General features: G+C 68.3%; 23 protein-coding genes and 1 pseudogene. 11 read left to right on the top strand and 13 right to left on the bottom strand.

The genetic code is table 11. The annotated features are described in order from the left end of the window. The first annotated feature begins 14 nt into the window (after positions 1–14). Together ABZ909_RS14205 and ABZ909_RS14200 are read left to right on the top strand one after the other, a co-directional pair. Positions 15–182 (top strand): hypothetical protein, encoded by a 168-nt coding sequence (locus ABZ909_RS14205; RefSeq protein ID WP_162958162.1) that lies wholly within the window; start codon positions 15–17, stop codon positions 180–182. 3 nt (positions 183–185) lie between these two features. Continuing rightward, positions 186–1667, top strand: a complete 1482-nt coding sequence (locus ABZ909_RS14200) for a trehalose-6-phosphate synthase (RefSeq protein WP_356998810.1) — start codon at positions 186–188, stop codon at positions 1665–1667. A gap of 57 nt (positions 1668–1724) precedes the next feature. Here the strand turns inward: ABZ909_RS14200 and ABZ909_RS14195 are convergent, their stop codons facing one another. Next, on the bottom strand, positions 1725–2687 hold the full coding sequence (locus ABZ909_RS14195) for an oxidoreductase (RefSeq protein ID WP_356998807.1): 963 nt from the start codon (positions 2685–2687) through the stop codon (positions 1725–1727). A gap of 243 nt (positions 2688–2930) precedes the next feature. Between ABZ909_RS14195 and ABZ909_RS14190 the strand changes: the two are divergent. Continuing rightward, positions 2931–4244, top strand: a pseudogene (locus ABZ909_RS14190) (cytochrome P450); the annotation flags it as partial. A 151-nt stretch (positions 4245–4395) separates the two neighbouring features. Here the strand turns inward: ABZ909_RS14190 and ABZ909_RS14185 are convergent. From ABZ909_RS14185 to ABZ909_RS14165, 5 genes are all read right to left on the bottom strand, one after another. Further along, on the bottom strand, positions 4396–5031 hold the full coding sequence (locus tag ABZ909_RS14185) for a hypothetical protein (protein ID WP_356998804.1): 636 nt from the start codon (positions 5029–5031) through the stop codon (positions 4396–4398). Positions 5032–5252: 221 nt separating this feature from the next. Continuing rightward, positions 5253–5741, bottom strand: coding sequence for a h domain protein (locus ABZ909_RS14180; protein WP_356998801.1), 489 nt, complete (start codon positions 5739–5741; stop codon positions 5253–5255). Continuing rightward, entirely contained in the window at positions 5738–6589 is an 852-nt protein-coding gene (locus tag ABZ909_RS14175) for a hypothetical protein (RefSeq protein WP_356998799.1), read from the bottom strand. Before ABZ909_RS14175 ends, ABZ909_RS14180 begins: the two co-directional genes overlap by 4 nt. Next, positions 6586–7122: a hypothetical protein gene (locus tag ABZ909_RS14170; RefSeq protein ID WP_356998797.1), complete on the bottom strand. Its 537-nt coding sequence runs from the start codon at positions 7120–7122 to the stop codon at positions 6586–6588. The genes ABZ909_RS14175 and ABZ909_RS14170 overlap by 4 nt, the downstream gene beginning before the upstream one ends. A gap of 62 nt (positions 7123–7184) precedes the next feature. Continuing rightward, positions 7185–8036 carry a helix-turn-helix transcriptional regulator gene (locus ABZ909_RS14165; protein ID WP_356998795.1) on the bottom strand — a complete coding sequence of 284 codons (852 nt, stop codon included), beginning with the start codon at positions 8034–8036 and terminating at the stop codon, positions 7185–7187. Between the two features lie 63 nt (positions 8037–8099). Between ABZ909_RS14165 and ABZ909_RS14160 the strand changes: the two genes are divergently transcribed. Further along, positions 8100–8366 carry a hypothetical protein gene (locus tag ABZ909_RS14160; protein WP_356998792.1) on the top strand — a complete coding sequence of 89 codons (267 nt, stop codon included), beginning with the start codon at positions 8100–8102 and terminating at the stop codon, positions 8364–8366. On the opposite strand, the gene ABZ909_RS14155 is transcribed toward ABZ909_RS14160, so the two are convergent. The 6 genes from ABZ909_RS14155 to ABZ909_RS14130 form a co-directional block, all read right to left on the bottom strand. Beyond that, positions 8363–9538 (bottom strand): lipid-transfer protein, encoded by a 1176-nt coding sequence (locus tag ABZ909_RS14155; RefSeq protein ID WP_356998790.1) that lies wholly within the window; start codon positions 9536–9538, stop codon positions 8363–8365. The genes ABZ909_RS14160 and ABZ909_RS14155 overlap by 4 nt on opposite strands. Next, complete coding sequence (locus ABZ909_RS14150; protein WP_356998787.1) at positions 9535–9999, bottom strand: MaoC family dehydratase; 465 nt, start codon at positions 9997–9999, stop codon at positions 9535–9537. Before ABZ909_RS14150 ends, ABZ909_RS14155 begins: the two co-directional genes overlap by 4 nt. Further along, the gene (locus tag ABZ909_RS14145; protein WP_356998784.1) at positions 9996–10961 is read right to left on the bottom strand and encodes a bifunctional MaoC family dehydratase N-terminal/OB-fold nucleic acid binding domain-containing protein; all 966 of its coding nucleotides are present in this window, start codon (positions 10959–10961) and stop codon (positions 9996–9998) included. Before ABZ909_RS14145 ends, ABZ909_RS14150 begins: the two co-directional genes overlap by 4 nt. A gap of 221 nt (positions 10962–11182) precedes the next feature. Then, the gene (locus tag ABZ909_RS14140; RefSeq protein WP_356998781.1) at positions 11183–12352 is read right to left on the bottom strand and encodes an acyl-CoA dehydrogenase family protein; all 1170 of its coding nucleotides are present in this window, start codon (positions 12350–12352) and stop codon (positions 11183–11185) included. After that, on the bottom strand, positions 12337–13404 hold the full coding sequence (locus tag ABZ909_RS14135) for an acyl-CoA dehydrogenase family protein (RefSeq protein WP_356998779.1): 1068 nt from the start codon (positions 13402–13404) through the stop codon (positions 12337–12339). Before ABZ909_RS14135 ends, ABZ909_RS14140 begins: the two co-directional genes overlap by 16 nt. Positions 13405–13430: 26 nt before the next feature. Beyond that, on the bottom strand, positions 13431–15611 hold the full coding sequence (locus ABZ909_RS14130; protein ID WP_356998777.1) for an acyl-CoA dehydrogenase: 2181 nt from the start codon (positions 15609–15611) through the stop codon (positions 13431–13433). A gap of 162 nt (positions 15612–15773) precedes the next feature. On the opposite strand from ABZ909_RS14130, the gene kstR reads away from it, so the two are divergent. The 5 genes from kstR to ABZ909_RS14105 all read left to right on the top strand — a co-directional run bounded on the left by kstR (position 15774) and on the right by ABZ909_RS14105 (position 22578). After that, positions 15774–16424, top strand: a complete 651-nt coding sequence (gene kstR / locus ABZ909_RS14125) for a cholesterol catabolism transcriptional regulator KstR (protein ID WP_040854337.1) — start codon at positions 15774–15776, stop codon at positions 16422–16424. Between the two features lie 267 nt (positions 16425–16691). Then, positions 16692–19262, top strand: a complete 2571-nt coding sequence (gene otsB / locus ABZ909_RS14120; RefSeq protein WP_356998773.1) for a trehalose-phosphatase — start codon at positions 16692–16694, stop codon at positions 19260–19262. Positions 19263–19482: 220 nt separating this feature from the next. Then, a complete protein-coding gene (locus ABZ909_RS14115) occupies positions 19483–20430 on the top strand; it encodes a zinc ABC transporter substrate-binding protein (RefSeq protein ID WP_356998770.1) in 948 nt (315 codons plus the stop codon). A gap of 448 nt (positions 20431–20878) precedes the next feature. After that, positions 20879–21703 (top strand): ATP-binding cassette domain-containing protein, encoded by an 825-nt coding sequence (locus ABZ909_RS14110; protein WP_356999244.1) that lies wholly within the window; start codon positions 20879–20881, stop codon positions 21701–21703. Next, positions 21700–22578, top strand: coding sequence for a metal ABC transporter permease (locus tag ABZ909_RS14105; RefSeq protein ID WP_356998767.1), 879 nt, complete (start codon positions 21700–21702; stop codon positions 22576–22578). Before ABZ909_RS14110 ends, ABZ909_RS14105 begins: the two co-directional genes overlap by 4 nt. A 123-nt stretch (positions 22579–22701) precedes the next feature. On the opposite strand, the gene ABZ909_RS14100 is transcribed toward ABZ909_RS14105, so the two are convergent. Continuing rightward, a complete protein-coding gene (locus tag ABZ909_RS14100) occupies positions 22702–23568 on the bottom strand; it encodes an A/G-specific adenine glycosylase (protein WP_356998764.1) in 867 nt (288 codons plus the stop codon). Positions 23569–23762: 194 nt separating this feature from the next. Between ABZ909_RS14100 and ABZ909_RS14095 the strand changes: the two genes are divergently transcribed. Both ABZ909_RS14095 and ABZ909_RS14090 read left to right on the top strand, forming a co-directional pair. Next, complete coding sequence (locus tag ABZ909_RS14095) at positions 23763–24386, top strand: carbonic anhydrase (RefSeq protein ID WP_356998761.1); 624 nt, start codon at positions 23763–23765, stop codon at positions 24384–24386. A 150-nt stretch (positions 24387–24536) separates the two neighbouring features. Beyond that, complete coding sequence (locus tag ABZ909_RS14090) at positions 24537–25199, top strand: hypothetical protein (protein WP_356998758.1); 663 nt, start codon at positions 24537–24539, stop codon at positions 25197–25199. Positions 25200–25241: the final 42 nt, after the last annotated feature.

Genomic DNA, 25241 nt, shown 5'->3' with positions numbered 1-25241 from the left:
CGAGAGGACATGAGATGGCCGCGAAGACCGGCGCAAACGACATCGCGGACGACGATCTGGAACCGCTCGCCGACGAAACCGCTCGACAGGCCCAGCGCGTCGTGGCCGCCTATGCCACCGATGCCGACGAGTGCCGCATGCTGCTGTCCATGCTGGGCATCGGTCCGACGCGAGGCGAATGACCCGTGCACCCGGATAGCTCCGGCTCCGGTTTCGTCGTCGTCGCCAACCGGCTTCCGGTCGACCTGGAGCGACTACCCGATGGAACCACTCGCTGGAAGCGCAGCCCCGGCGGCCTGGTGACCGCGCTGGAACCGGTACTGCGCAACAACAAGGGCGCCTGGGTCGGCTGGGCCGGCGTCCCGGATGTGGATCTGGATCCGATCGTCGAGGACGGTCTGGAACTGCACCCGGTGCCGCTGTCCAGCGACGAGGTCGCCGACTACTACGAGGGCTTCTCCAACGCGACGCTGTGGCCGCTGTATCACGACGTGATCGTGCGGCCGGTCTACGACCGCCGGTGGTGGCAGGCGTACGTCCAGGTGAACCGCCGGTTCGCCGAGTACACCGCCAAGGTGGCCGCCGAGGGCGCGACGGTGTGGGTGCAGGACTACCAGCTGCAGCTGGTGCCGAAGATGCTGCGCATGCTGCGCCCGGATCTGACCATCGGCTTCTTCCTGCACATTCCGTTCCCGCCGGTGGAACTGTTCATGCAGATGCCGTGGCGTACCGAGATCGTCGAGGGTCTGCTGGGCGCCGACCTGATCGGCTTCCATCTGCCGGGCGGCGCACAGAACTTCCTGTATCTGGCCAGAAGACTGGCCGGGCAGCCGACCTCGCGCGGCAATGTGGGTGTGCGCTCGAAACTCGGTGTGGTGCAGGTGGGTTTCCGCACCGTGCGGGTGGGCGCGTTCCCGATCTCCATCACCTCCACCGAGCTGGACGAGTATTCGCGCCGCCGCGGGGTGCGGGAGCGGGCCGCGAAAATCCGTGCGGAGCTGGGCAACCCGAAGACGATCCTGCTGGGTGTGGACCGCCTGGACTACACCAAGGGCATCGACATCCGGCTGGCCGCACTGGAGGAGCTGCTGCACGACCGCCGGATCGATCCGGCGGACACGGTGATGGTGCAGCTGGCCACGCCGAGCCGGGAACGGGTCGAGTCCTACAAGCAGATGCGCGGCGATATCGAACGCCAGGTGGGCCGGATCAACGGCGAGTTCGCCCGGGTGGGTTATCCGGTGGTGCACTACCTGCACCGGCCCATCCCGCGCGAGGAGCTGATCGCGTTCTTCGTGGCCGCCGACGTCATGGTGGTGACACCGCTGCGTGACGGCATGAACCTGGTCGCCAAGGAGTACGTGGCGTGTCAGGGCAGCCTCAACGGTGCGCTGGTACTGAGCGAATTCACCGGTGCGGCAGCGGAATTGCGGCAGGCCTACCTGTGCAATCCGCACGATCTCGACAGCGTCAAGGACGCCCTGATCGGCGCGATCGACGACGATCGCGACACCCGACGCCGCCGGATGCGTTCGCTGCGGCGCCAGGTCCTCACCCATGACGTCGACCGGTGGGCGCGTGCCTTCCTCGACGCCCTGGCCACCGATCGCGTCGCGGGCAGCGCGCTGCTGACCGACGACGACGTGGATCCGGACCTGAGCCGCTGACCCGATCGTAAGGTGAACGCCCCCTGAGGATTTCAGGGGGCGTTCGGCGTGTCGGGCCTAGTCCGCCGCGTCGTCGAGTTGGTCGAACCGGTAGGTGACTCCGGTGAGCCGTTCGGATTCGGCCCACAGCCGGGCCGCCAACTCGGGATCGCGGGTGCGTTCTCCGGCCGCGTTCGGCACCGGGTAGCCCTTGGTCGAGCCGGTCGGGCCGTAGAAGTCACCGCCGCGCACGCCGGGGTCGGTGGCGGCGCGCAGGCTCGGCAGCGCACCCATCTCGACGGTCTGCATGACGATCTGGAACACCCAGCGCAGCGAGGGCCGGGCCAGGAAGGCGACTGCGGGACCGAAGTTCTGGGCGAAGTCGGATTCGGCGGCGCCCGGGTGGACCAGCACCGAGATCAGCCGGCTGCCGGTGTCGTTGAGCTGCCGCTGCAGTTCGAATGCGAAGCTGGCGTTGGCCTGCTTGGACTGCGCGTAGGCGGGGTAGGCCTTGTAGGTGCGCCGCTCGTAGGTGAGGTCGTCGAGGTCGAGCCAGGTGCCCTTCTGCGCGGGGACCCCGCTGGTCACCGTGACGACGCGGGCCTGCGGCGCCGCGTGCAGCAGATCGAGCAGGAGTCCGGTGAAGGCGAACGGGCCCAGATGGTTCGTGCCGAAGGTGGTTTCGAACCTGTCCTCGGTGACGGTCCGCTCCCGGCTCAGCGTGCCCGCATTGTTCACCAGCAGGTCGATCTGCCCGAAGTCGTCGTGCAGCCGTGCCGCGGCCCGGTGGACCGATTTCAGCGACGTCAGATCCAGCTCCACGAACGGCAATTCGGCGTCCGGCGCGGTCCGGCGGATGGTTTCCGCCGCGGCCACGGCCTTGTCGGCATCGCGGCATGCAAGGACCACCCGGGCGCCGTGTTCGGCGAGCCGCAGCGCGGTCTCCAACCTCAGCCCGGCACTGGCCCCGGTCACAATGGCGGTGCGCCCCTGCAGATTCGGGACGTCGGCGGCGGTCCACGGTGCCTTCTTGTTACCCACGGTGCGAACCTGCCTTCTGACAAGTCTGCGTTCCCGTCAATCAGCGTAAGTCGAGTTGTACGTGGGTACCAGTGTTACCCGGTGGCGCTGTCACCAGGCGGGCACCGATACCAGGGCAGTGCGGTTAAGATTCGACAGCTCAGTTAGTGAACACCGTTTATATTCAGGCGGTTTCGTACAGCTAGGCCCGGAGGATGAGCACATGACAGCGTCCCTGATTCGTCGAGACCTCCCACACCCCCTGGACGTGTTCCCCTCTTGGGCGATATCACCCATCTCGACCGCTATAGCCCCGTTCAGAATGAAATGGCCCTGTCCGCGTCGCTCGGTCCCATTTTCGAACGCAGAGCTCTCGGCCTGCACTTCATCTACGTGGCAGGCGCTCGACTCGCGGCCCAATGTTCGGATGAACAGCATTGGGAGCGTGCAATGTACGGGCCCGTGCTCGAGTTCCGACGATTCATACCGGAAAGTCTGTTCGTGGCGGATTCCGACAATCCGCTGTGGGGCCAGGCGCGCCGCATTCTCACTCCGGCATTCGCGCAGAAGGCAATGCGCAGCTATCACCGGGCTATGCAATGGGTCGCCGACGATCTCGTTGCGGAATGGTCCGCCAGTGACGGCGTGGTCGACACGCACTCGGCCATGACGCGAGCCGCGGGGGAAGCGATCGGCCGTGCCGGATTCACCAGGGATCTCGGGCTTTTCCATGATGCGCCCGGCAGCGCCGATTCTCAGGCATTCATCGGCTCGCTCTCGGACACACTGCGCATGGCATCGGACGCCGGAAATTCACTGCCTATCGTCGGACCGATCCGGCGGCGACTGCTCGAACCCAGGGTTCGCCGCAATATCGAGGCGATGCACAGCTTTTCCGACAGAATTGTCGCTGAACGTATCGCTCATCCGACTGATGACGAGGATCTGCTCAACCTCATGCTCACGGCCACCGACCCGGAAACCGGACAACGGTTGCCGTCGGACAATGTGCGCGAGCAGGTGTTGACCTTCATGGCAGGAGGATATGAAACCACAGCCGCACTGCTCGAGGTGGCACTGCACTACATCGCCGCCGACCGAACACTGCAAGAACGACTCCGCACCGAAATATCGGCACGTGGCGAGTTCGATTACAACGCGATAACCGGGATGCGCATGATCCGGCATCTTCTCAACGAGTGCCTGAGATTATGGCCGCCGGCACCGGGATACTTCCGGAGAGCCCGCACCGACCAGAATCTAGGCGGGTATCTGATCCCGGCCGAGCAAATGGTTTTCATCCTCGCCCTGGCCGCACAGCGGGACAAAGACGTATGGGGTCCCGACGCCGACATCTTCGATCCGACTCGCTTCGAAGCCGACCGTTTGCGCAGCCATCCCGACCGGTTCTTCGAGCCGTGGGGCACCGGTCCGCGCAGCTGCATCGGTCGTCAGTTCGCGCTCCACGAAGCCACGCTGCTGATCGCCCGCATCCTGTCCGCGTTCGAATTGAGTACCGACGGCACGCCACTGGCCATGAGGGAACGTGGGACGCTGCGCCCACGCGGTATCAGCTGAAGGTCGTAACCCCACCGGGCCGATGAGGCCGACGGACCAGGTTGTCGACGATCCCCATGACAACGCTGTCATGGGGATCAGCCTGGGCCAGAACGTAAGTCGAGCTGATCAGCCGCCAGCGCCGGCCCACTCGACACGCCTCGGATACCGATTATGGGAGACTGGGTGCGTCCACACGACGATCCGGAAGCTGATGCTCCGCGTCGAAGTGATAGTCGGTGAACGGGAAATGTCTGTCGCGCCAACGCGTTTCGAGGGCGCCGGCAGGCCGGAAATATGGCGTGTCGCCGTGCGAGTTGCGGTAGTAGGTTCGAGTGCCCTTGTTTTGCGTCTCGATGTAGCGCCGGAGGACCCGACCGCGCCTGTAGAACTCGGCGTGGTGAGCGGCGTGCGCCTGTTCGCTCACCTCGACAGTCGACGCCCGGCGGCGACGCGCCTCCACTATCGCTCGAATAGCATGTGACGCAGTCGTTTCCACCATCCCATGCCATCCGATATCGGACAACGAGTACGGTCCGACCAGCATCCAGCGGTTCGGCAGGCCGGCTACGGCCACACCCTCATAGGCCTGTACTCCATTGGCGCTGAAGAACTGAGCGAGATCGAATCCGTCCCGCCCGACAACGGCACCTTCGACGTAACTTTCCGGCTCGGTGTGCATCTCGTAGCCGGTTGCCAGCACGATGACGTCGTATTGACGTTCGGTGCCGTCGCTGGTCAGGATGCCCTGCTCGGTGAACCGCTCGATGTCGTCGGTGACCAGGCGAACATTGTCGCGATTGAACACCGCCGGATATCCGGTCGACATGGTGAGGCGCTTCGCCATGGGTCCGTAGTCGGGTGTCAGTGCGGCGGCCGTTTCGGGGTCGTCGATGACCCGTCGGAGATACGCTCGATAACCCTGCTTGGCTAACCGCTCTGACGAAGTGGAGGGCGCAGCGGTAGAAAACGCGTACGGCCCCGGAACAGTCCGGGGCCGTACGCGCGCGGTAGATCGGGAGGATCGACTCAGATCGTCTTGATGTCGGTGACCAGCCAACTGTCGTCGTGTTTGGTGAGCTCGACCTGCAAACGGTCGCTGGCCAGCGTTTGCTGAGCCGAATCCGAGCTCGAGAAGCGCTGATCCGCGATCACCAGGATGGTCACGTGATCGCGGGACGACGCGATAATGCCGGTCGCCGAGACCAGGGTCTGGACGTTGAGCTTCTTCTCCTTGGCCGCGGGGATGGCCTGCTCGTTGATCACCTTCATATAGGAATCGCGGTAGGCGCCCGAGAGCCGGTCGGCGACCTTCGGCAGCTCCTTGTCGGCGGAATCGTAGTTGTAGGTGAAGAGGTCCTCGACCGTGTCCTGTGCGAAAGCGGCTGCGGAAGTGCGGTTTCGTTCAGCGGTACGGTCGGACCAGAAGCGGTCGGCGACGAGCGATCCCACCGCGACGGCGGCGACGAGGAGCACGCCGGCGACGCCGATCATGATGGAACGGGCATTGATCTTCACGGCACCAGCTCCCAGGACGAGGCGGTCACGGTGCCGCCGGTGCGGTTCACGGTCACTCGGAAGCGGTAGTCCTTCTGCATCGGACCGTTGGACGCGGCATTGGACACGGTCTGCTGGGCCAGCAGCAGCACCTTGGCCGAATCGGCGTCGTCGCTCTCGATGGCGGCAGAGATGATCTTGCCGGAGGACTGCACCTTCATCTGCTCGAAGACCTTCTTGTAGTCCTCTTTGTTGGCGGCGAGGTCGTCCTTGAGGCCGCCGCCCGCGACCGCGAACAGCCGGTCCAGGTCGGGCCCGGCGGTGTCGGCTTTGACGGTGACCATGTCCAGGTACGCCTGCTTGGCGACCTGGATGTATTCGGCGCGCCGCGCGCTCAGGTCGTCGGCATGCTTCTGGTGGTAGAAGAAAGCGCCGCCCGAACCGATCAGAACCAGCGTGGAGATCAGGGCGACCACCGCGGCGATCGAGCCCGCCCAGCCGAGCGAGGCCCGCGCCCGTTGGAACCTCGACTTCGGTTCACGGCCTTCGGATTCAGCCGCCCCGTCGGCGTCCGGCGCCACGGCATCCTCGGCCTCGGTCTCGGCAGAACGCTTGGCTTGCACCCCAGCGGACTCGGTCGGCGCCGCGTCCTCGACCACCGCGACCACGAATTCCGGCTCGGCGGTGACGGATTCGGCGGCGGGCTCGGCGGCCGGGCTCGCGGCCACGGCCGCTGCCGTTTCCGGGCTCGCCGCGGCGACCGAGGTCTCCTCGACCTCGATGCCCGCGCGATCATCCTCGACGGGCGGGCCCGCCTGCCGGACGACGCGTCGCCGCGTGCGGGTTGGATTTGCTGGGGTTTCGCTCATGGCGTTGGCTCCTGAAGCAGCTGTTGCCAGCTCGACGGCACCTTGGTGGAACCATCTGCATTGACGTCTCCCCGACGGTACACGTGACCATCAGGTCCGACGAAGGTACCGGTGCCCGGATCCACGTGTGCGATGAACGGTGCGTTCTGGTTGCCGAGCAGCTTGTCCAGCGGCTGCCCGTTGTTGTCCACCTTGTTCGGCGGACCGAACGGTGGGTTGTCGCCCTCGGGCTGGTAGCCGTTGGGATCGTGGCAGAGCTCGGGAGTCGGCGCGCGCTTGCCCGGCACATCGACACACGGGGTGTTGCGGATACCGCGCACGGCGCCATTTGTCGCGGCGGCGGTGCCGCCATCGGCGGGTTCCCATTTCACGGTCTCACCCCGCACCACGAAGATGCCCAGCGGCCGGGGGCCCAGCAGCCCGCCGGTTCCGGTGACAGTGATGATCGTTGTGCCATCCGAGGTCTCGTGCGGCTCCCCATAATTGAGCCCGCCTCCGAACACCGGCAACCCCAGGCGTTCCCGCACCGTCATTCCGATCCCCTTCCCCACGTCGGTCCGCCCACCAAGCTACTCCCGCCCCGCCGCCTCGGCGATCAGGTCGAGCGCTCGACTTCGGAGGTGCTCGACACCAAGAGGGCGTCGAGCGCGCCCGCTGTATCGGTGCCGGGCACGGCGGTGAAGGCGACGATGGCCCGCACGCCGGGATCGGCCGGGATGTCCAGCAATTCGTAGTCCAGATGCAGATCTCCGGCACGGGGGTGACACAGGATGTAGCGACCGTACTGAAAGTCGTTGACCTCGTGCGTCTCCCAGAGTTCGCGGAACTCCGCGCTGCGCTCGGTCATGTCCCGCAGCTGGGCCCGCAGCTCGGGGTCGTCGGGCCGATGACTGGCGCGCAGCCGCATATCGGCGGCGATCTCCCCGGCGATCATCGGCCAGCTGCCCGCGGTGAGCGCGCGGATACCCGGATCGAAGAAGACCAGGTGCAGCCAGGTGCGTTCCCGCTCCGGCAGTTCCGCGAAATCGATGTCGAACAGCGCCACGGCCGCGGCGTTCCAGCCCAGAATGTCGGTGCGGTGCCCCACGATATAGGCGGGCGTGCGGACCATGGAGTCGAGCAACTGTTGCAGCCCGGCCCGCAACGGCGTGCCCGCCCGGGACAGCGACCGCGGCGGCCGGGCCAGATTGCGCAGGTGCCGCCGCTCATCCTCGCTCAACCGCAGCGCGTTGGCGATGGCGTCTACGATCCCCTCCGAAACCGCCTCGGCCCGACCCTGTTCCAGCCGCACGTAGTACTCGACACTTACCCCGGCAAGATGCGCGACCTCCTCGCGCCGCAACCCGGGCACCCGTCGCCGCCCCCACACCGGCAAGCCGATGTCCTCGGGCCGCAATCGCGCCCGGCGCGATCGGAGAAACTCGCCCATTTCAGACTTGTCGGACACCGTGCCAAGTCTAGGGCGAGAGCGGACACCATTACCCATGAGCAAGACGAAAGGAGAGGACAGATGCGAACAATGATCGAGCTGGAGGAAATATCACTTGCCCCCGCGGCCGCTGAACTCGGCACCACGACCGTCGACGACACCGTGAACGCCGCGCTGTGGTTCGTCGCCCAGCGCAAAGAACGCATCGAGCGACTGCTCAAAGACCCCACCGGCATCGGCGGGTTTCCTCGGTGTCTGCCGCGCGTAGGTAGGTCACAGTCTCGGCACGCCCGAGATCTATCCCAACGGGGCACCTGTTTTCGACAGGTGCCCCGCGCCGGGAACTAGTTGGTGGTGAGGACCAGACCCGAGGTCGGGACGCCGGTGCCGGCGGTGACCACGATGTTCTCCAGGCCCTGGACCTGATTCACGGAGGTGCCGCGGATCTGGCGGACGCCCTCGGCGATGCCGTTCATGCCGTGGATGTAGGCCTCGCCGAGCTGGCCGCCGTGGGTGTTCAGCGGCAGGCGGCCGCCGATCTCGATGGCGCCGTCGGCGATGAAGTCCTTGGCCTCGCCGCGGCCGCAGAAACCGAGCTCCTCCAGCTGCATGAGGACGAAGGGGGTGAAGTGGTCGTAGAGGATGCCGGCCTGCATATCCTCCGGCCGCAGCCCGCTCTGCGCCCACAGCTGGTCGCCGACCAGGCCCATCTCGGGCAGCCCGGTCATGGCGTCGCGGTAGTAGCTGGTCATGACGTACTGGTCGGCCCCGGAACCCTGTGCGGCGCCGGCGATCAGCGCGGGCTTGTTGGGCAGATCCTTGGCCCGCTCGGCGCTGGTGACCACGATGGCCACGCCGCCGTCGGTCTCCTGGCAGCAGTCCAGCAGGTGCAGCGGCTCCGCGATCCAGCGCGAGGCCTGGTGCTCCTCGAGGGTGATGGGCTTGCCGTAGAAGTGCGCCGCCGGATTCACGGCCGCGTGCTTGCGATCGGCGACGGCCACCCGGCCGAAATCCTCACTGCGCGCGCCGTATACGTGCATGTAGCGGCGCGCCACCATGGCCACCTGCGCGGCCGGGGTGCCCAGGCCGTGGGTGTAGGAGAACGCGTTGTCCACACCGGAGGAGCTCGGGTTGCCGGTCGCGAGGTGAGTCGCGAACTGCCCGAAGCGGTTTCCGGAACGCTCGTTGAAAGCCCGGTAGGCCACAACGACATCCGCGACACCGGTCGCGACCGCCATGGCGGCCTGCTGCACGGTCGCGGCGGCCGCGCCACCGCCGAAGGGGATGTTGCTGAAGAACTTCAGGGACGGGATACCGGCGGCGCGCGCCACGGCGGCCTGGGTATTGGTGTCCATGGTGAAGGTCGTCAGGCCGTCCACATCGGCGGGCGTGAGCCCCGCGTCGGCCAGCGCGGCGGTGACGGCCTCGGCGGCCAGGCGCAGTTCGCTGCGGCCGGAGTCCTTGGAGAAGTCGGTCGCGCCGATGCCGACGATGGCGGCGCTACGGCTCAGCCCACTCACTGTGCCTCCTGCAGGGAAATGACGGCTTTCGCCGTGATGTGGTCGCCGAGCGAGTCCTTGCCGACCACGTCGATGGTGATGTCCGCGCCGTCCACTGCCGCCACGGTGCCGCTCAGAGTGAGGGTGTCACCCGCGTACAGCGGCACGCCCAGCCGCAGCGCGATCGACTTGACGATGGCCCGCGGCCCCGCCCAGTCCGTCACGAACCGCTGCACCAGACCGGTGTCGGTGAGGATGTTGACGAAGATGTCCTTGGACCCGCGCTCGACCGCCTTGTCACGGTCGTGGTGCACGTCCTGGAAGTCCCGGGTCGCCAGCGCCGTCGAGACGATGAACGTGGTGTCGGCGTGAATCACCAACTCCGGCAACACGGTTCCGACCTGCACGGCCGAGAGCTCCACGGGCCCACCCGTCGCCCCACCGCCACCGCTGATGGAATCGCTCCGCGATGCTGTAGTCATTGCACGGCCTCCCAGTAGGGCACGGTGTTGTCGTCGTCGAGCTTCAGGAAGCCCACCTCGACCGGCAGGCCGACCTCGACCTCACCCGGCTCGATGCCGCGCAGCTCACCGAGCATGCGCACGCCCTCCTCCAGCTCGACCAGGGCGATCACGTACGGCAGCTGCCGTCCGGGCACCTTGGGCGCGTGGTGCACCACGAAGCTGAAGACGGTGCCGCGACCGGAGGCGACCACATAGTCGGTCTGCTCCGAGTGGTCCTTCCACAGCGCCGGAACCGGCGGGTGCTGCAGCGAGCCGTCGGGCCGCTGCTGGATCCGCAGCTCACCGAGTTTGATTCCGTCCCAGAAGAACTCGGTGTCCTTGGAGACGGTCGGCCGCACGCGCTTGGCCAGGTCTTCGGCGGACACCTCGCCGGACTCCTTGGGAGCGGCCTTCTTTCCGGTGCCGGGCGCGAACTTCAGCATGCGGAACTTCATCTCGGTGACCAGCTCGTCACCCACGTACCAGTTGGTGAGGTAGGTGGTGAACCAGCCCTCGCCGAGCCCGGTCCGCTTGGGGCCCACGATGTCGCCGATGCTGGACCGGACCGTCACCTGCTCGCCGAGCTGCAGGTAGCGGTGATAGACCTGCTCGCAGTTGGTGGCGACCACCGAGGTGAAGCCGGCCGCGTCGAACAGGTCGTTGGTGCGGGTCATCGGGTCGTCGGCAGCGCGGACGCCGCCCAGTCCCAGCATGGTCCACACCTGCGCCATGGCGGGCGGGGCCACGATACCGGGGTGCCCGGCCGCCTTGGCGGCGGCCTCGTCCACGTAGATCGGGTTGGCATCGCCGAGGGCCTCGACCCAGTTGTTGATCATGGGCTGGTTGATCTGATCGCGCCCCGTGCGCGCCGCGGACTCACCGTCCGCCTTGATCTTCTCCAGGCCCTCGCGGATCTCGTCGGCCGTGAAACTCTTCGTCACGCTCTCTCCTCTGCGATCTAGCGCGAAACCCGCGGCAGGCGCAGGCCCATCCGGGCCATCGGGCACAGCACGCATGATCTCGTCCGCCTGGGATACGTCTTCTCCACGATGGGTGGCTCCTATCTGGGGACCCTGGGCAGGCGCAGGCCCATCTGGGCCATCGGGCACAGCACGCATGATCTCGTCCGCCTGGGGTACGTCTTCTCCACGGTGGGTGGCTCCTATCTGGGGACCCTGGGCAGGCGCAGGCCCATTTGGGCGATCAGCTCACGCATGATCTCGTTGACGCCGCCGCCGAAGGTCACCACCAGGTTCTGCTTGGTCCGCTTGTCCAGCCAGACCAGCAGTTCCGCGGTGGCCGAGTCGGCGGGATCGCCGAAGCGGCCCACGATCTCCTCGGCCAGGCGGCCCGCCTGCTGCAGCGCTTCGGTGGAGAACACCTTGGTCGCCGAGGCGTCGGCGATGACATCGCGCTGATCGGCGTCGGGGCGTTCCATATTGGAGGCCACCTGCCAGTTCAGCAGCTCGTTCAGCCGCGTCATGGCGTGCAGGCGGCCCAGCGAGCGCCGCACGTCGGCCTCGCCGAGCACGCCCTGGGCCTGCGCCCAGTCGTGCACCCGGTGATAGAGCTGCTCGATCTTGCCGGACGGGCCCAGGCTCACCCGCTCGTGATTGAGCTGGGTGGTGATCAGCTTCCAGCCGCCGTTCTCCTCGCCGACCATCATGTCCGCGGGCACGCGGACATTGTCGAAGTAGGTGGCGTTGGTGTGGTGCGCGCCGTCGGCGGTGATGATCGGCGTCCACGAGTAGCCCGGGTCCCTGGTGTCCACGATCAGGATCGTGATGCCCTTGTGCCGGGACTCCGCGGAACCGGTGCGGCAGGCCAGCCAGACGTAGTCGGCCTCGTGCGCACCGGTGGTGAAGATCTTCTGCCCGTTGACGATCCAGTCGCCGTTGGCGTCGCGCACCGCGGAGGTGCGCAGGGCGGCCAGGTCGGTGCCGGCGTCCGGCTCGGAGTAGCCGATGGCGAAATGCACGTCGCCGGTGAGGATTCCGGGCAGGAACTTCTGCTTCTGCTGCTCGGTGCCGAACGACTGCAGCGCCGGGCCGACGGTCAGCAGCGTGACCAGGGGCACCGGCACGTCGGCACGGACCGCCTCGTTGTAGAAGATCTGCTGTTCCAGCGGACCGAAGCCCTGCCCGCCGTACTCCTTGGGCCAGCCGACGCCGAGCTTGCCGTCGCGGCCCATGCGCTTGACCACCGCGCGGTAGGCGTCACCGTGCCGGTTCACCAGCATCTCGGCCTCCTCTTCGGGAGTCACGAGACCGGTGAAGTACGTGCGCAGTTCGTCGCGCAGCTTGCGCTGCTCCGCGGTCAGTTCGATGAACATCTGGCTCCCAAACGGTCCAGCCGGAACGATTCGCCGCCGAGCCAGCGGGCGATGTCCTTGGCCTGTGAGTAGTAGCGGTGCAGCGGATGGGTGATATCCACCCCGAGACCACCGTGCAGGTGGTGGCACTTCTGCATGGCCGCGGGCAGTTCCGCCGCCACCGTGTACGCCAGCACGTCGAGATCGTCGTCGATGCGCTCCAGGTGCTCGGCGCCGTGTTCGTCCTGGGCCAGCGCCCAGGTGGCCGAGCAGGCGGCCGCGTGCAGCGTCCGCGAGGCCACGTAGACATCCGCGATCTGCTGTGCGACAGCCTGGAATTCGGCCAGCGGGCGGCCGAACTGCTGACGGGTGCGCACGTGCTCGGCGGTCAATGACACCACGCCCGCGAGCAGGCCGTCGGCCACCGCGCCGAGGCTCGCCAGCGCGAACCGGTGCAGTTCGGTCAGCCCGCCGGGGAGCAGCTGCTCGGCCGGAATCACGACCTGGTCGAACTGGAGCGAAAACTCCGGCACGCCATCGGAAGTCGGGCTCGCGGTGCGGGTGATGCCCGCGGCGTCACCGTCCACCACGGCGATGCCGTTGTCGGTGGGCACCAGGATCCAGCGCGCGGTGTCGGCGTAGGGCACCGCCACCTTGCGGCCGGTGACACGCACGGTGGCGCCGTCGGTCACCGCGGTGGTCTCCGGCTTCACGGTGAACGGCGAGCCGGTCTCATGCAGGGCGGCGGTCAGTACCGCGCCCTCGGCCACGGCCGGAAACACCTTTTCCGCCAGGGCATCCGGCAGGCCGATCGCCTTCAGCGGCAGCACGCCGAAGCCGAGGGTGACCAGTGCGGGCGCCTGCGCGGCGGCGCGGGCCAGCTCGGTGAGCATGGCCCCGACCTCGAGCAGGCCCATCTCGTCGCCGCCGAAACGTTCGGGTAGCGGCACGGCCAGCAGGCCACTGTCCGCGATGATCGGCCACAGCGCGATATCACGCGCGCTGTCGCGTTCCAGCAAACTTACGACAACCTCGGCGACAGCGTCCTGGCTCTCGTCCCTGGTGAAGTCCAATGCAATGCTCCCGGTTCAGGTGTGGACTAGCCGTGCGACTCGCGGGGCAACCCGAGGATCCGTTCACCGGCGACGGTCAACAGGATCTGCTCGGTACCGCCGGCAATCGACAAACAGCGTGTGAGCAGGAATTCTTTCACCGCGGCGGTTTCCAGCGCGCCCGCCGCACCAGACAGTTCGACGGCGAATTCCGCGACCGCCTGCCGGTGTCTCACACCGACCAGTTTGCGCACGCTGCTCTGCGCGGCAGGGTCCCCGCCGGACAGCAGCTTCTGCGCCGCACGAGCTTCCAACAATGTTCCGGCAACCGATTCCGCAACGAGCCCGCCGAGCCGGTCCGCGACCAGCTCCGCACCCGGGCCCGAGGCCGGCGCGGCGGCGATCAGCGCCTCCAGCTCGTCCCCGATTCCCTTGCCGCCCATGGCGACCCGCTCCGCCGACAGGGTGGAACGCGCGATCTTCCAGCCATTGCCGAGTTCGCCGACCAGGCAGTCGTCCGGAACGAAGACGTCGTCGAGGAACACCTCGTTGAAGCGCGCCTCACCGGTGATCTCCACCAGCGGCCGGATATCCAGCCCCGCGCTCTTCATATCGACCAGGAAGTAACTGATGCCCTTGTGCTTCGGCGCGGACGCGTCGGTGCGCGCCAGGCAGATGCCCCAGGTGGCGCGATCCGCCAGCGAGGTCCATACCTTCTGGCCGCGCAGCTTCCAGCCGCCCTCGACCCGCTCGGCCACCGTGCGCAGCGCCGCCAGATCCGACCCGGCGCCCGGCTCGGAGAACAGCTGGCACCAGATGACCTCACCGGTCAACGTCGGCATGGCGTAGCGCTCGATCTGCTCGGGGGTGCCCCACTGCAGCAGCGTCGGGATCGCCCAGTTGGCAATCGCGATGTCCGGCAGCGCGATACCCGCCTGGCGGATCTGATCGTCGAGGCGCGTGCGCAGCAGGGGTCCGGCGCCGCGACCGTAGGGCGCGGGCCAGTGCGAGGCCAGCAGTCCGGCCTCGGCCAGCGCGACCCGCTGCTCAGGCTCCGGCAGCGCCGCGATCTTGGCCAGGTCCGCCGCCAGCACGGCCGCCTCGGCGGCATCCAGACCGGCTGTCTCCCAGTCGGATCCGGGCTCGCCGTCGGCGCCCAGGTCGACGCCGACCGTGCGACGCATGCCGGCCAGGGTCAGCTCGGCGACCCGGGCCCGCCAGCGCGCGGTGCCGCCCAGCAGCTGCCGCAGCGCGGTGGCTCGGCGCAGATACAGATGCGCGTCATGTTCCCATGTGAAACCGATTCCACCCAGAACCTGAATGCAATCCTTGGCATTCTCCACCGCGGCATCCAGCGACATGGACAGGGCGACGGCGGCGGCCAATTGCAGTTCCGCACTACCACTGTCCACCGCGGCGGCCGCATCGGCGGCGACGGCTCGAATCTGTTCGGCCCGGCACAGCATCCACGCGCAAATGTGTTTGACCGCTTGGAATTCGCCGATCTTGCGCCCGAATTGTTCGCGCACCTTCGCATATTCGGTGGCGGTCTCCAGGCACCAGCCCGCGATGCCCGCGGCCTCGGCGGCGACCAGGGTGGCGGCCAGGTCCAGCACCGAGAAGCCGGGCTCGAAGAGGCGATCCACGGCCACCGCGACGTCCGCGCACACCACGCGCGCCAGCGGCACGGTCTTGTCGATGCCGGCCAGCGGCTCCACGGTCAGCCCGGCGGCGTCGGCGTCGATCAACGCCCACAGGTGACGGTCACCGTCGCGCACCGGGACCAGCACCGCCGTCCCCGGTGCGGCACCCGGAACCGAGTCCCACTCACCGGACACCGTAGCGCCCGATTCACCCACGGATATCGCGATTTCGCCCGCGAGCGCGACGCCGCATGGCGTACTCTCGTCGAGCGCCTCGCCGGCGACGAGCCCCGCCAGCGCCGTCGAGAGCACCGGTCCGCCGACCAGGTCATGTGCCGCCTGCTCCACCAGCACGGCCAGATCTCCGACGGTTCCACCCGCGCCTCCGGCCTCCTCCGGCACCGCGACCCGGAAAATTCCGAGATCGGCCAGGCGCGGCCAGTACTCGCGCCAGAAATCGGGCGCGCCGGAACGCAGTTCCGCCTGTGCTCTTGAACGCATTGTTGCAATTGGGCGCACGGCGGTTGCCCATCCGCGCATCGACTCCTGGACGGCTTTATGCTCGTCAGTGGTGGCTATGGTCACACTCCATACCGCCTTTCCGGCGTGACTTCAGCTCCTAGAACATGTTCTAATGTTCGAGCCGGGCGGAAGTCAAGCGCCGTCCCGGTCGCGGTACGAACTCGTGCCCAGCCGACGCTGGGTGAGATGAACCGAACGATTCGTGCAGGAAAGGACTCTCAACCGATGGCCAGTCCCTCCCGATCGCAGGCCGCCGACGGGGTGCCCGGTGGACGCACCGCGCCCGTCACCACCCTCAGCGAGGAGGATCTGAGCTCGGCGGCGCAGCGCGACCGACGCAAGCGCATCCTCGACGCCACGCTCGCGCTGGCATCCAAGGGTGGCTACGACGCGGTCCAGATGCGAGCGGTCGCCGAACGCGCGGATGTCGCCGTCGGCACGCTCTACCGGTACTTCCCGTCCAAGGTGCACCTGCTGGTATCCGCCCTGGCCCGGGAATTCGAGCAGTTCGAGGGCCGCCGCAAGCCCCTCGCCGGGGCCACCCCGCAGGAGCGCATGCACCTGCTGCTCACCCAGGTCACCCGGGCCATGCAGCGCGACCCACTGCTCACCGAGGCCATGACCCGCGCCTTCATGTTCGCCGACGCTTCCGCGGCCGCCGAGGTCGATCGGGTCGGCAAGGTGATGGACCGGTTCTTCGCCCGTGCCCTCTCCGACGAGGTTCCCAGCGACCGCCAGCTCGCCATCGCCCGCGTCATCTCCGATGTGTGGCTGTCGAATCTGGTTGCGTGGCTGACCCGCCGGGCCTCGGCCACCGATGTGACCGAGCGCCTGGAGCTCACCGTCGATCTGCTCATCGGCAGTGGCAACGAATAGCGAGTAGCACGAACGCACGCTTGCGTTCGCTCGATGCACAACGGGCTGCCCGGTCCGGAGAACCGGGCAGCCCGTTGTGTGTTTGCTGGAACCCTCCTGGTCAGCGGGGGTGAACGCGGAGCAACCCGCGCGTGTCTCACAAAAGGCGTGAACGACCCGGAGGTGTCTTGTAAACGCTATGTATCACCGCACACACGAGTGAGCAATCAAGACCCAGTAGCATCACTCGCGCCCTGAAAAATCTCCTCCGATCACTAGGTTGGATGCGTGAGCGCACAGGATTTGTCACTGGAACTTCGCCGTGCCCTGTCGGCCATCGCCCGCGTGCCACGGTTGCTGGTCGCTTCGGACTACGACGGGACGATCGCGCCCATCGTCTCCGACCCGACGAAGGCCTATCCCCATCGGGAGTCGGTGAGCGCCTTGCGCGCTCTCGCCGGACTCACCGGAACCACCGCCGCCGTGATATCCGGTCGCGCCCTGCGCGATCTCGCGGCCCTGTCCCGGCTGCCCGTCGAGGTGCAGCTGATCGGTAGTCACGGTTCGGAATTCGATGTCGGCTTCGTGCATGCCATCGACAACGACGCCAAACAGCTGCTGCAGGAGGTCACCACGACCCTGACACAGATCGCTCAGGATAATCCGGGCGCTTCCGTCGAGATCAAACCGGCCAGCGTGGCCCTGCACGTCCGCAACACCAGCCCCGAAATCGGCCGTCGCGCAGTCTTTGCGGTGCGCCAGGGCCCGGCCAGCTGGGTCGGCGTGCAGACCACCGAGGGCAAGGAGGTCATCGAACTGGCGGTGGTCGAGACCGACAAGGGCGCGGCACTCGATATCGTCCGGCATCAGCAGGGCGCCTCGGCGGCACTGTTCATCGGCGACGACGTCACCGACGAGAAGGCCTTCAAACGCCTCTCCGGACCGGACGTCGGTATCAAGGTCGGCGACGGCGATTCCATGGCCGAACACCGGGTCGCCAGCACCGAGGAGGTGTCGAAGGCGCTGGCGTTCCTACTCGAGGAACGCCGCACGTGGTTGGCGGGTGCCTCCGCCCCTCGAATCGAGCGGCTGACCATGCTGGCCAGCCCGCGCTCCAAAGCCCTTGTCACACCGGACGGCACCGTCACCTGGCTGTGCCACCCCGAACCCGATTCCGCCGCCGTCTTCGCCCATCTGCTGGGCGGACCGGGCGCGGGCCACTTCACCATTCAGCCCGAGCGCGCGAGCCTGCCGCTGTCGCAGCGTTATGTCGACGGCACCATGACCGTCGAAACCCGTTGGTCCAGTTTGCAGGTCGTCGACTACCTGCCGCACGACGTGGTACCCGAGCGCACCGACCTGACCCGCGTCATCACCGGTGACGCCAAAGCGGTCATCACCTTCGCGCCGCGCCCCGAATTCGGGCAGGTGCCGGTGCGGCTGCTGCACGCCACCGGCGGGCTCAAGGTGGAGGGCCCCAACGATCCGATCGTGCTGCGCTCCCCCGGCGTGGAATGGGAGATCACCGACGACGGCAACCACCACACCGCCCGCGCCGTGGTCGACCCGCGCCAGGGACCGATCGTGCTCGAAATGCGGTGCGGCACCTCCGATCTCGCACCCGCCATGCGGGCCGAGTCGGACCGGCGCCGGGAGGCCGAGCGCTACTGGGCCGAATGGGTCGGCACGCTCGAACTGCCGCCGCTCAAGCCGGATCTGATGAAGCGCTCCGCGCTCACCCTGCGCGGGCTGGTGCACGCGCCATCCGGATCCATCCTGGCCGCGGCCACCAGCTCGCTGCCCGAGGACATCGGCGGCGTGCGCAACTGGGACTACCGCTACTGCTGGCTGCGCGACGCCTCGCTCACCGCGGCCGCGCTGGTCTCGCTGGGCTCGCTCGGCGAGGCCGAGGATCTGCTGGCCTGGGTGCACCGGGTGCTCGAGACCCTGCCCGGACCCGAGCGACTGCACCCGCTGTACACGCTCTACGGCGAGACGCTGCCCCCCGAGGCCGTCATCGACCAGCTGCCCGGCTACGCCGGTTCGCGGCCGGTGCGCGTCGGCAACGCGGCGAACATGCAGGTTCAATTGGACGTGTTCGGGCCCATCGTGGATCTCATCTCCCAGCTCGCGCACGCGCGGGAACGCAAGGGCATCAACGATCCTGCGAAGGCGCTGCCGGACCCGGACTGGGAACTGGTGCACGCCATGGTGTCCGCGGTGCAGCGCCGCTGGCGCGAGGCCGACCACGGCATCTGGGAGATCCGCGGCAATCCGCGCCACCACGTGTACTCCAAGGTCATGGGCTGGCTCACCGTGGATCGGGCGCTCACCCTGTCCCGGCAGTTCGGGCGGCCGGCGGACCCCGAGTGGGAGCCGCTGCGCGACGCCATTGCCGACGAGGTCCGCACCGAGGGCTGGAACGACGAAGTCCAGTCCTTCACAGCGGCTTACGACGGCACCGACCTCGACGCCGCCACGCTGCACATCGGCCTCAGCGGGCTGATCGAGCCCTCGGATCCGCGGTTCGCGGCCACCGTGGTGGCCACCGAGGCCGAGCTGCGCAGCGGATCGACGGTGTACCGGTACCACCACGACGACGGGCTGCCCGGCGGCGAGGGCGGGTTCCACCTGTGCGCCGCCTGGCTGGTGGAGGCGTATCTGCTCATCGGCAAGCGGGAGGACGCCGAGGCGTTGTTCGCTCAGCTGGTGGATGTGGCGGGACCGACCGGTCTGCTCTCCGAGGAGTACGACCCGGTCGCCGAACGCTCGCTCGGCAACCACCCGCAGGCCTACAGCCACCTCGGCCTGCTGCGCTGCGCGCAACTGCTGAGCCTGCCGGTCGCGGCGATGACCTAGGCCGGACCGCACCGCACGACCGAAGCGGCCCCCGCGAACATCCGTTCGCGGGGGCCGCTTCCTGTGCGGCCGAGGTGCGTTTCTGCGTGGCGGAGGTAGGCCGCGGGTGTTGCGGGCCACATCTCCCAACCCGGGGCTAGGGACCTGACGGTCGTTTGCGCTACATTCAAATGGCAATCGTTTTCGTTACTAGTACGCCGCTGTGCCAGGAGTACCCCGCGTGACCACCAGCTTCGCCCGAGGATTCGCCGTGTTCGCCGCCGGACTTGCGACGGTCGCCACCGTGACCGCCTGCGGCAGTTCCAAGAGCTCCGATCAGCCGACCGTCGTCGCCTCCACCAATGTCTGGGGCGATATCACCCGGGCCGTCGCCGGGCCGGACGTGACCGTCGAATCGATCATCAACGACCCCACGGTGGACCCGCACTCGTTCGAGGTCTCCCCCGCCGACGCCGCCAAGATCACCGACGCCAAGCTGGTCGTCTACAACGGCGGGCGCTACGACGAGTTCATCGACAAGGCCATAGCGGGCCGGAACACGAAGACGGTCAACGCCTTCGACATCGCCACCGAGGGCGACCACGCACACGAGAGCGGTTCGGCCGCACCGACTTCCGCGCAGACCGAGGCCGCCGGTCACGACCACGAGGCCAATGAGCACGTCTGGTACGACCTGCACCAGGTCGGCCACATCGCCCAGCACATCGCCGACGCCCTCGGCGAGATCGACCCCGGCCACAAGCAGGCCTTCACCGACCGCGCCGCCGCCTTCGCCGCACAGCTGGCCCCCATCGAGGCCGTGACCGCCAAGATCGCCGCCGAGCATCCGAACCAGCCGGTCCTGCAGACCGAGCCGCTGGCCGCCTACCTGCTCACCGCCGCCAAGGCCGACGACAAGACCCCGCACGCCTTCCAGGAGGCCGTCGAACAGGGCACCGACCCCGCACCCCAGGACGTGGCCACCGTGCGAGACCTGCTGAGCGCCAAGCAGGTCCGCGCCCTCGTCTACAACATCCAGACCGAGGACAAACTCACCAAGGACCTGCGCGCCACCGCCGACAAGTCCGGCGTTCCCGTCGTCGAGGTCACCGAAACCCTCCCCCGGGGCCTGGACTACGTCACCTGGATGACGAACAACGCCCAGTCCCTAGCTAAGGCCCTGTCCTGACCGACCACCCCACCGAGCAGAGGACAGCCCGCTGAACCACCGGAGCACACCGCAGTCGCCGAGCGCTCACCCCGCACCCGGCGACTCAGCCGTGCCCGAAACCCGTTCGGCCACAACCCTCGACGCCGACCCCGTACGCACCAGCACCACCGCCGCATCCGGGAGTACCACCATGACCGCGAACCCCGCGCAGGCCACCACGAACCTCGCGCAGGCACCCGACACCGGCGTGACGACACCCAAAGGCGGTTGCGCCCTCACCGGAGCCCGCCCCCGCACTCCCTCCGGCCGCTCGACCTGCGCCGAGACTCCTCCTCCGGCGACCGACTCCGTTGCCGTCGCCGACACGAACACCATTGCGGCGCAGGCCGAAACGACGGCGAACGCTACCGCCGGCGCGCCGGCCACGGGCGCTGGCAACACGCACGGCGGCCGGGGCGCACCGGCCGTGCGGCTCTCGAATGCGCGGCTCTCGTTCGGAGAGCGGACGTTGTGGCAGGGGCTGGATCTCGAGGTTGCGCCGGGGGAATTCATTGCGGTGCTGGGGCCCAATGGGTCCGGGAAGACCTCGTTGATGCGGATGCTGCTGGGACAGCTGGGGCTGACCGCGGGGACCGCGGAGGTCGCGGGATCGCCGGTGCGGGTGGGAAATCCGGATATCGGGTATGTGCCGCAGCAGAAGACCATCGAGGGCGGGGCGCAGCTGCGCGGAGTCGATCTCGTCGGGCTCGGGGTGGACGGGCATAGGTGGGGGCTCGGGCTGCGCGGGCGCAAGGAACGCAAACGGAAAGTGGCGGCGGCGATCTCGGCCGTGGGGGCGGAGAGATTCGCCTACGCGCCGCTGGACGCACTGTCGGGCGGCGAGCAACAGCGGCTGCGGGTGGCGCAGGCGCTGGCCGGTGATCCGCGGGTGCTGCTGTGCGACGAACCACTGCTGTCGCTGGATCTGGCGAATCAGCGGCTGGTCTCCGAGCTCATCGACCGGCGGCGGCGCACCCACGACACCGCGGTGCTGTTCGTGACGCACGAGATCAATCCCATTCTGCCGCTGGTGGATCGGGTGCTGTACCTGGTCGACGGGCAGTTCCGGATCGGCACGCCCGACGAGGTCATGACCTCCGAGACCCTGTCCGAGCTCTACGGAACCGAGGTGGACGTGCTGCGGGTGCGCGGCCGCCTGGTGGTCGTCGGCACCGGCGACGCCATGGACGCCCTCGGGGAATCCGGTGCGGCCCACGACCACGGTGAGCAGGCACAGGAGGCCCGGGCATGATCGACAAGCTGTCCAAGCTGTTCTCGCAGATGTTCGACGTCTCCACCACCGCCCATCTGCTGTCCTACGACTTCGTGCAGCAGGCGGTGCTCGCCGCCGCCCTGCTCGGCCTGCTGGCCGGGGCCATCGGCCCGCTCATCATCAGCCGCCAGATGTCCTTCGCCGTGCACGGCACCAGCGAGCTCTCGCTGACCGGCGCGGCGGCCGCGCTGCTGGCCGGCATCGGCGTCGGCCTGGGCGCCATCATCGGTTCGGTGGTGGCGGCCGTGCTGTTCGGCGTGCTGGGTTCCCGTGCCCGCGAACGTGATTCGGTCATCGCCGTGGTGCTGTCCTTCGGCCTCGGCCTGTCGGTGCTGTTCCTGTGGCTCGGCCCGGAACGGGCGGGCTCCAAGTTCTCGCTGCTGACCGGTCAGGTGGTCAGCGTCGGGAACTCCGGGCTCGGCCTGCTGGCCACCTGCACCGCCGCCGTGCTGGTGGTGCTGGCCGCCGTCTACCGCCCGCTGCTGTTCGCCAGCGCGGATCCGGAAGTGGCGGTGGCGCGGGGTGTTCCGGTGCGGGCGCTGTCCATCGTGTTCGCGGTGCTGCTCGGCGTGACCGCGGCCTTCGGCGTCCAGATCGTCGGCGCGCTGCTGGTGCTCTCGCTGCTGATCACTCCCGCCGCCGCGGCCGCCCAGCTCACCGCCAGCCCGGCCCGGGTGGCGATCCTGTCGATCGTGTTCGCCGAGATCGCCGCCGTCGGAGGCATTCTGCTGTCGCTGGCACCCGGTGTCCCGATCTCGACGTTCGTCACCACCATCTCGTTCACGATCTACCTGATCTGCCGGGTGGTCGGCAGCCGTACCCGCAACCGCCGCAGAATCCTCGTCGCCGCCTGAGTTTCGGGCCGGATCCGGCGAAACCGGATGCGACACCGCGATCTATCGCATGGGGGGCGGCAGATCGCCCCCACCCGCCTCTCCCGGACAACAACCCCTCGGCCCGGGCGGGCCGTCCGCGGGTCAGCTGCCCTCGCCCGCCAGCGCGAACAGGCCGTCGGGGGTCTGCTCGATGAGACCGTCGACCAGCAGCGAGTCCAGCGCCCGATCCCGCTGGCCCGGATCGCGAGTCCAGGCCAGGTCCAGGCGAACCCGCTCCACCGGACCCGACGCCCCGCGCAGGACGTCGAGCAGGCGGCCCCGTGCCTGCCGGTCGGTGCCTTCGTACTTCTGCACGCGCCGCACCACCTCGGAGGCCGGGCGGCCCGCGGTGACCCAGGCGCACGCGGGAAGTGGACAACGCTCGCAATCCGGGGTCCGCGCGGTGCAGATCAGCGCGCCCAGTTCCATCAGGGCGGCCGACATGACGGCGGCCCGGTCGACCCGCGCGGGCAGCAGGGCCTCGGTTTCCGCGAGATCGCGGTTCGCCGGATTGCCCGCCTCGGCGCGGCCGTGCACAGCGCGGGCCACCACGCGGCGAACATTGGTGTCCACCACCGGAACACGCTGCCCGTACGCGAAACAGGCCACGGCGCGGGCGGTGTACGCCCCGATCCCGGGCAGGCTCAGCAGCACGTCCACGTCGGTCGGCACCTCGTCGCCGTGCTCCTCGGCCAGCACCCGGGCGCACTCGTGCAACCGCAGCGCGCGCCGCGGATAGCCGAGTTTGCCCCAGGCGCGCAGGACGTCCCCCTGTGGTGCGGCGGCCATGGCGGAGGGCACCGGCCAGCGGGCCACCCACTCGCGCCAGATGGGTTCGACCCGCACCACGGGCGTCTGCTGCAGCATGATCTCGCTCATGAGGATCTGCCACGCCGTGACGCCGGGCCGTCGCCACGGCAGGTCCCGCGCGGTCTCGCCATACCAGTCGATGAGCGCGTCGCTGTCCACCTTCGCCTCCTCCCGGCCGTTTCGGAGGCGGGAAATCCCGCACGCCGCCACGCGCGATGGTATCCATTTCGGCGAGGCCGGTTTCCGCCCACCCGGCGGCTCACCGAGCGCGCGGCGATCCGATCGGCGCGTCTTTGCCGGACCGTAACGCTGAGGACTCGCCGGTAACCAGAGGGCTATGGAAAATAGGACGCATGCCGCATAACAACCCGATCAGTGCCTGGAAAGCCTTGCGTGAAGGCAACGCGCGCTTCGTCAACGGCGCGTTGCAGCACCCTAGCCAGGGCGCGGCCGACCGGGCCAAGCTCGTCGCCGGGCAACAGCCCTCGGCAGTTCTGTTCGGCTGCGGCGACTCTCGCGTCGCCGCCGAGATCATCTTCGATCAGGGTCTCGGCGACATGTTCGTGGTCCGCACCGCCGGTCACGTCATCGACGCCTCGGTGCTGGGCTCCATCGAATACGGCGTGCAGGTGCTGTCGGTGCCGCTGATCATCGTGCTCGGCCACGACAGCTGCGGCGCGGTCCGCGCCACCATCGACGCCCTCGACCACGGCAACGTCCCCGGCGGGTTCATCCGCTCGGTCGTCGAGCGTGTCACCCCGTCCATCCTCATCGGCCGCCGCGAGGGCCTGGAATCGGTCGACGAGCTCGAGGCCCGCCACGTCGAGGAGACCGCCCGCCTGCTCATGCAGCGGTCGATGATCATCTCCCAGCGGGTGGCCACCGGCGAGTGCGCCATCGTGTGCGTCACCTACAACCTCGGCGACGGCGAGATCAAGCTGCACCGCGTCATCGGCAACATCGGCGAAGTGGTCTAGCCCGCTCGACCGGGGTGGCGTCGTTTCGGCGGTGGATGCGCGTTCCGCCCCCGCGGGCGGCGGAATTTACCGCCCCCGTAGGCGCTTTCACCTCCGACACGCCGACACCCTGCTCGGGATGACCCGGACGGTGCCCTTACCGTTGTCACCGTGCTGGAACCGAACGGACCACTGCCACCCGAAATCTACTGGCGCCGTCGCGCGGTCGCGATCGGCGCGATGGTGCTCGGCCTCGCGCTGGTGATCTGGGTGGCCTTCGCGCTGTTGAAGGGCGGCGGCGACCACAAGACGGACGCCAAGGCCACCACCTCGAGCGCCGCGGCCACCGCCAAGCCCGCGAGCAGTCCCTCGAGCGCCCCGGACCCGAGCTCGGCCAAGCCCTCCGGCGCCATCCCGAGCGCCGCCGCCCCGGCCGCGCTGGGTCAGTGCCCCGACCAGTCGCTCGCCGTGAAGGTGACCGTCGGGCAGCCCACCTACAAGGTCGGCGAGCAGCCGCAGTTCGGCATCGTCATCACCAATATCTCCAGCGCCGCCTGCGAACGCGACATGGGGTCGGGCCTGCAGCTGGTCCAGGTCCAGTCCCTGGACGGCCAGCGCAGGCTGTGGTCCAGCACCGACTGCTACCCGGACGGCACCGCCGAAATACGCACCCTGGCGCCCGGCCAGCAGGCCGCCTTCACCGTCACCTGGTCCGGCGCCACCTCTCAGCCCAACTGCGCGGGCGACCGCGTTCCCGTCCCGGCGGGCCCCTACACCGTTGTGGCGCAACTCGGTTCGGTCCGCAGCGCCCCCGAGCCCTTCAATCTCGCCTGAATTCAGCACACTGCGGCGGAGGCCGGGATCCGATCGATCGGA

Source organism: Nocardia sp. NPDC046763 (assembly GCF_040645495.1).
Classification (GTDB): domain Bacteria; phylum Actinomycetota; class Actinomycetes; order Mycobacteriales; family Mycobacteriaceae; genus Nocardia.
This window is presented reverse-complemented; position numbering and strand designations above follow the sequence as displayed.

Coding starts and splice junctions, on each gene's coding strand:
- ABZ909_RS14205 (WP_162958162.1), top strand. CDS start 15: ATGGCCGCGAAGACCGGCGCAAACGACATCGCGGACGACGATCTGGAA.
- ABZ909_RS14175 (WP_356998799.1), bottom strand. CDS start 6,589: ATGAGCGAAACCCCAGCAAATCCAACCCGCACGCGGCGACGCGTCGTC.
- ABZ909_RS14170 (WP_356998797.1), bottom strand. CDS start 7,122: ATGACGGTGCGGGAACGCCTGGGGTTGCCGGTGTTCGGAGGCGGGCTC.
- ABZ909_RS14160 (WP_356998792.1), top strand. CDS start 8,100: ATGCGAACAATGATCGAGCTGGAGGAAATATCACTTGCCCCCGCGGCC.
- ABZ909_RS14150 (WP_356998787.1), bottom strand. CDS start 9,999: ATGACTACAGCATCGCGGAGCGATTCCATCAGCGGTGGCGGTGGGGCG.
- ABZ909_RS14140 (WP_356998781.1), bottom strand. CDS start 12,352: ATGTTCATCGAACTGACCGCGGAGCAGCGCAAGCTGCGCGACGAACTG.
- kstR (WP_040854337.1), top strand. CDS start 15,774: ATGGCCAGTCCCTCCCGATCGCAGGCCGCCGACGGGGTGCCCGGTGGA.
- ABZ909_RS14105 (WP_356998767.1), top strand. CDS start 21,700: ATGATCGACAAGCTGTCCAAGCTGTTCTCGCAGATGTTCGACGTCTCC.
- ABZ909_RS14095 (WP_356998761.1), top strand. CDS start 23,763: ATGCCGCATAACAACCCGATCAGTGCCTGGAAAGCCTTGCGTGAAGGC.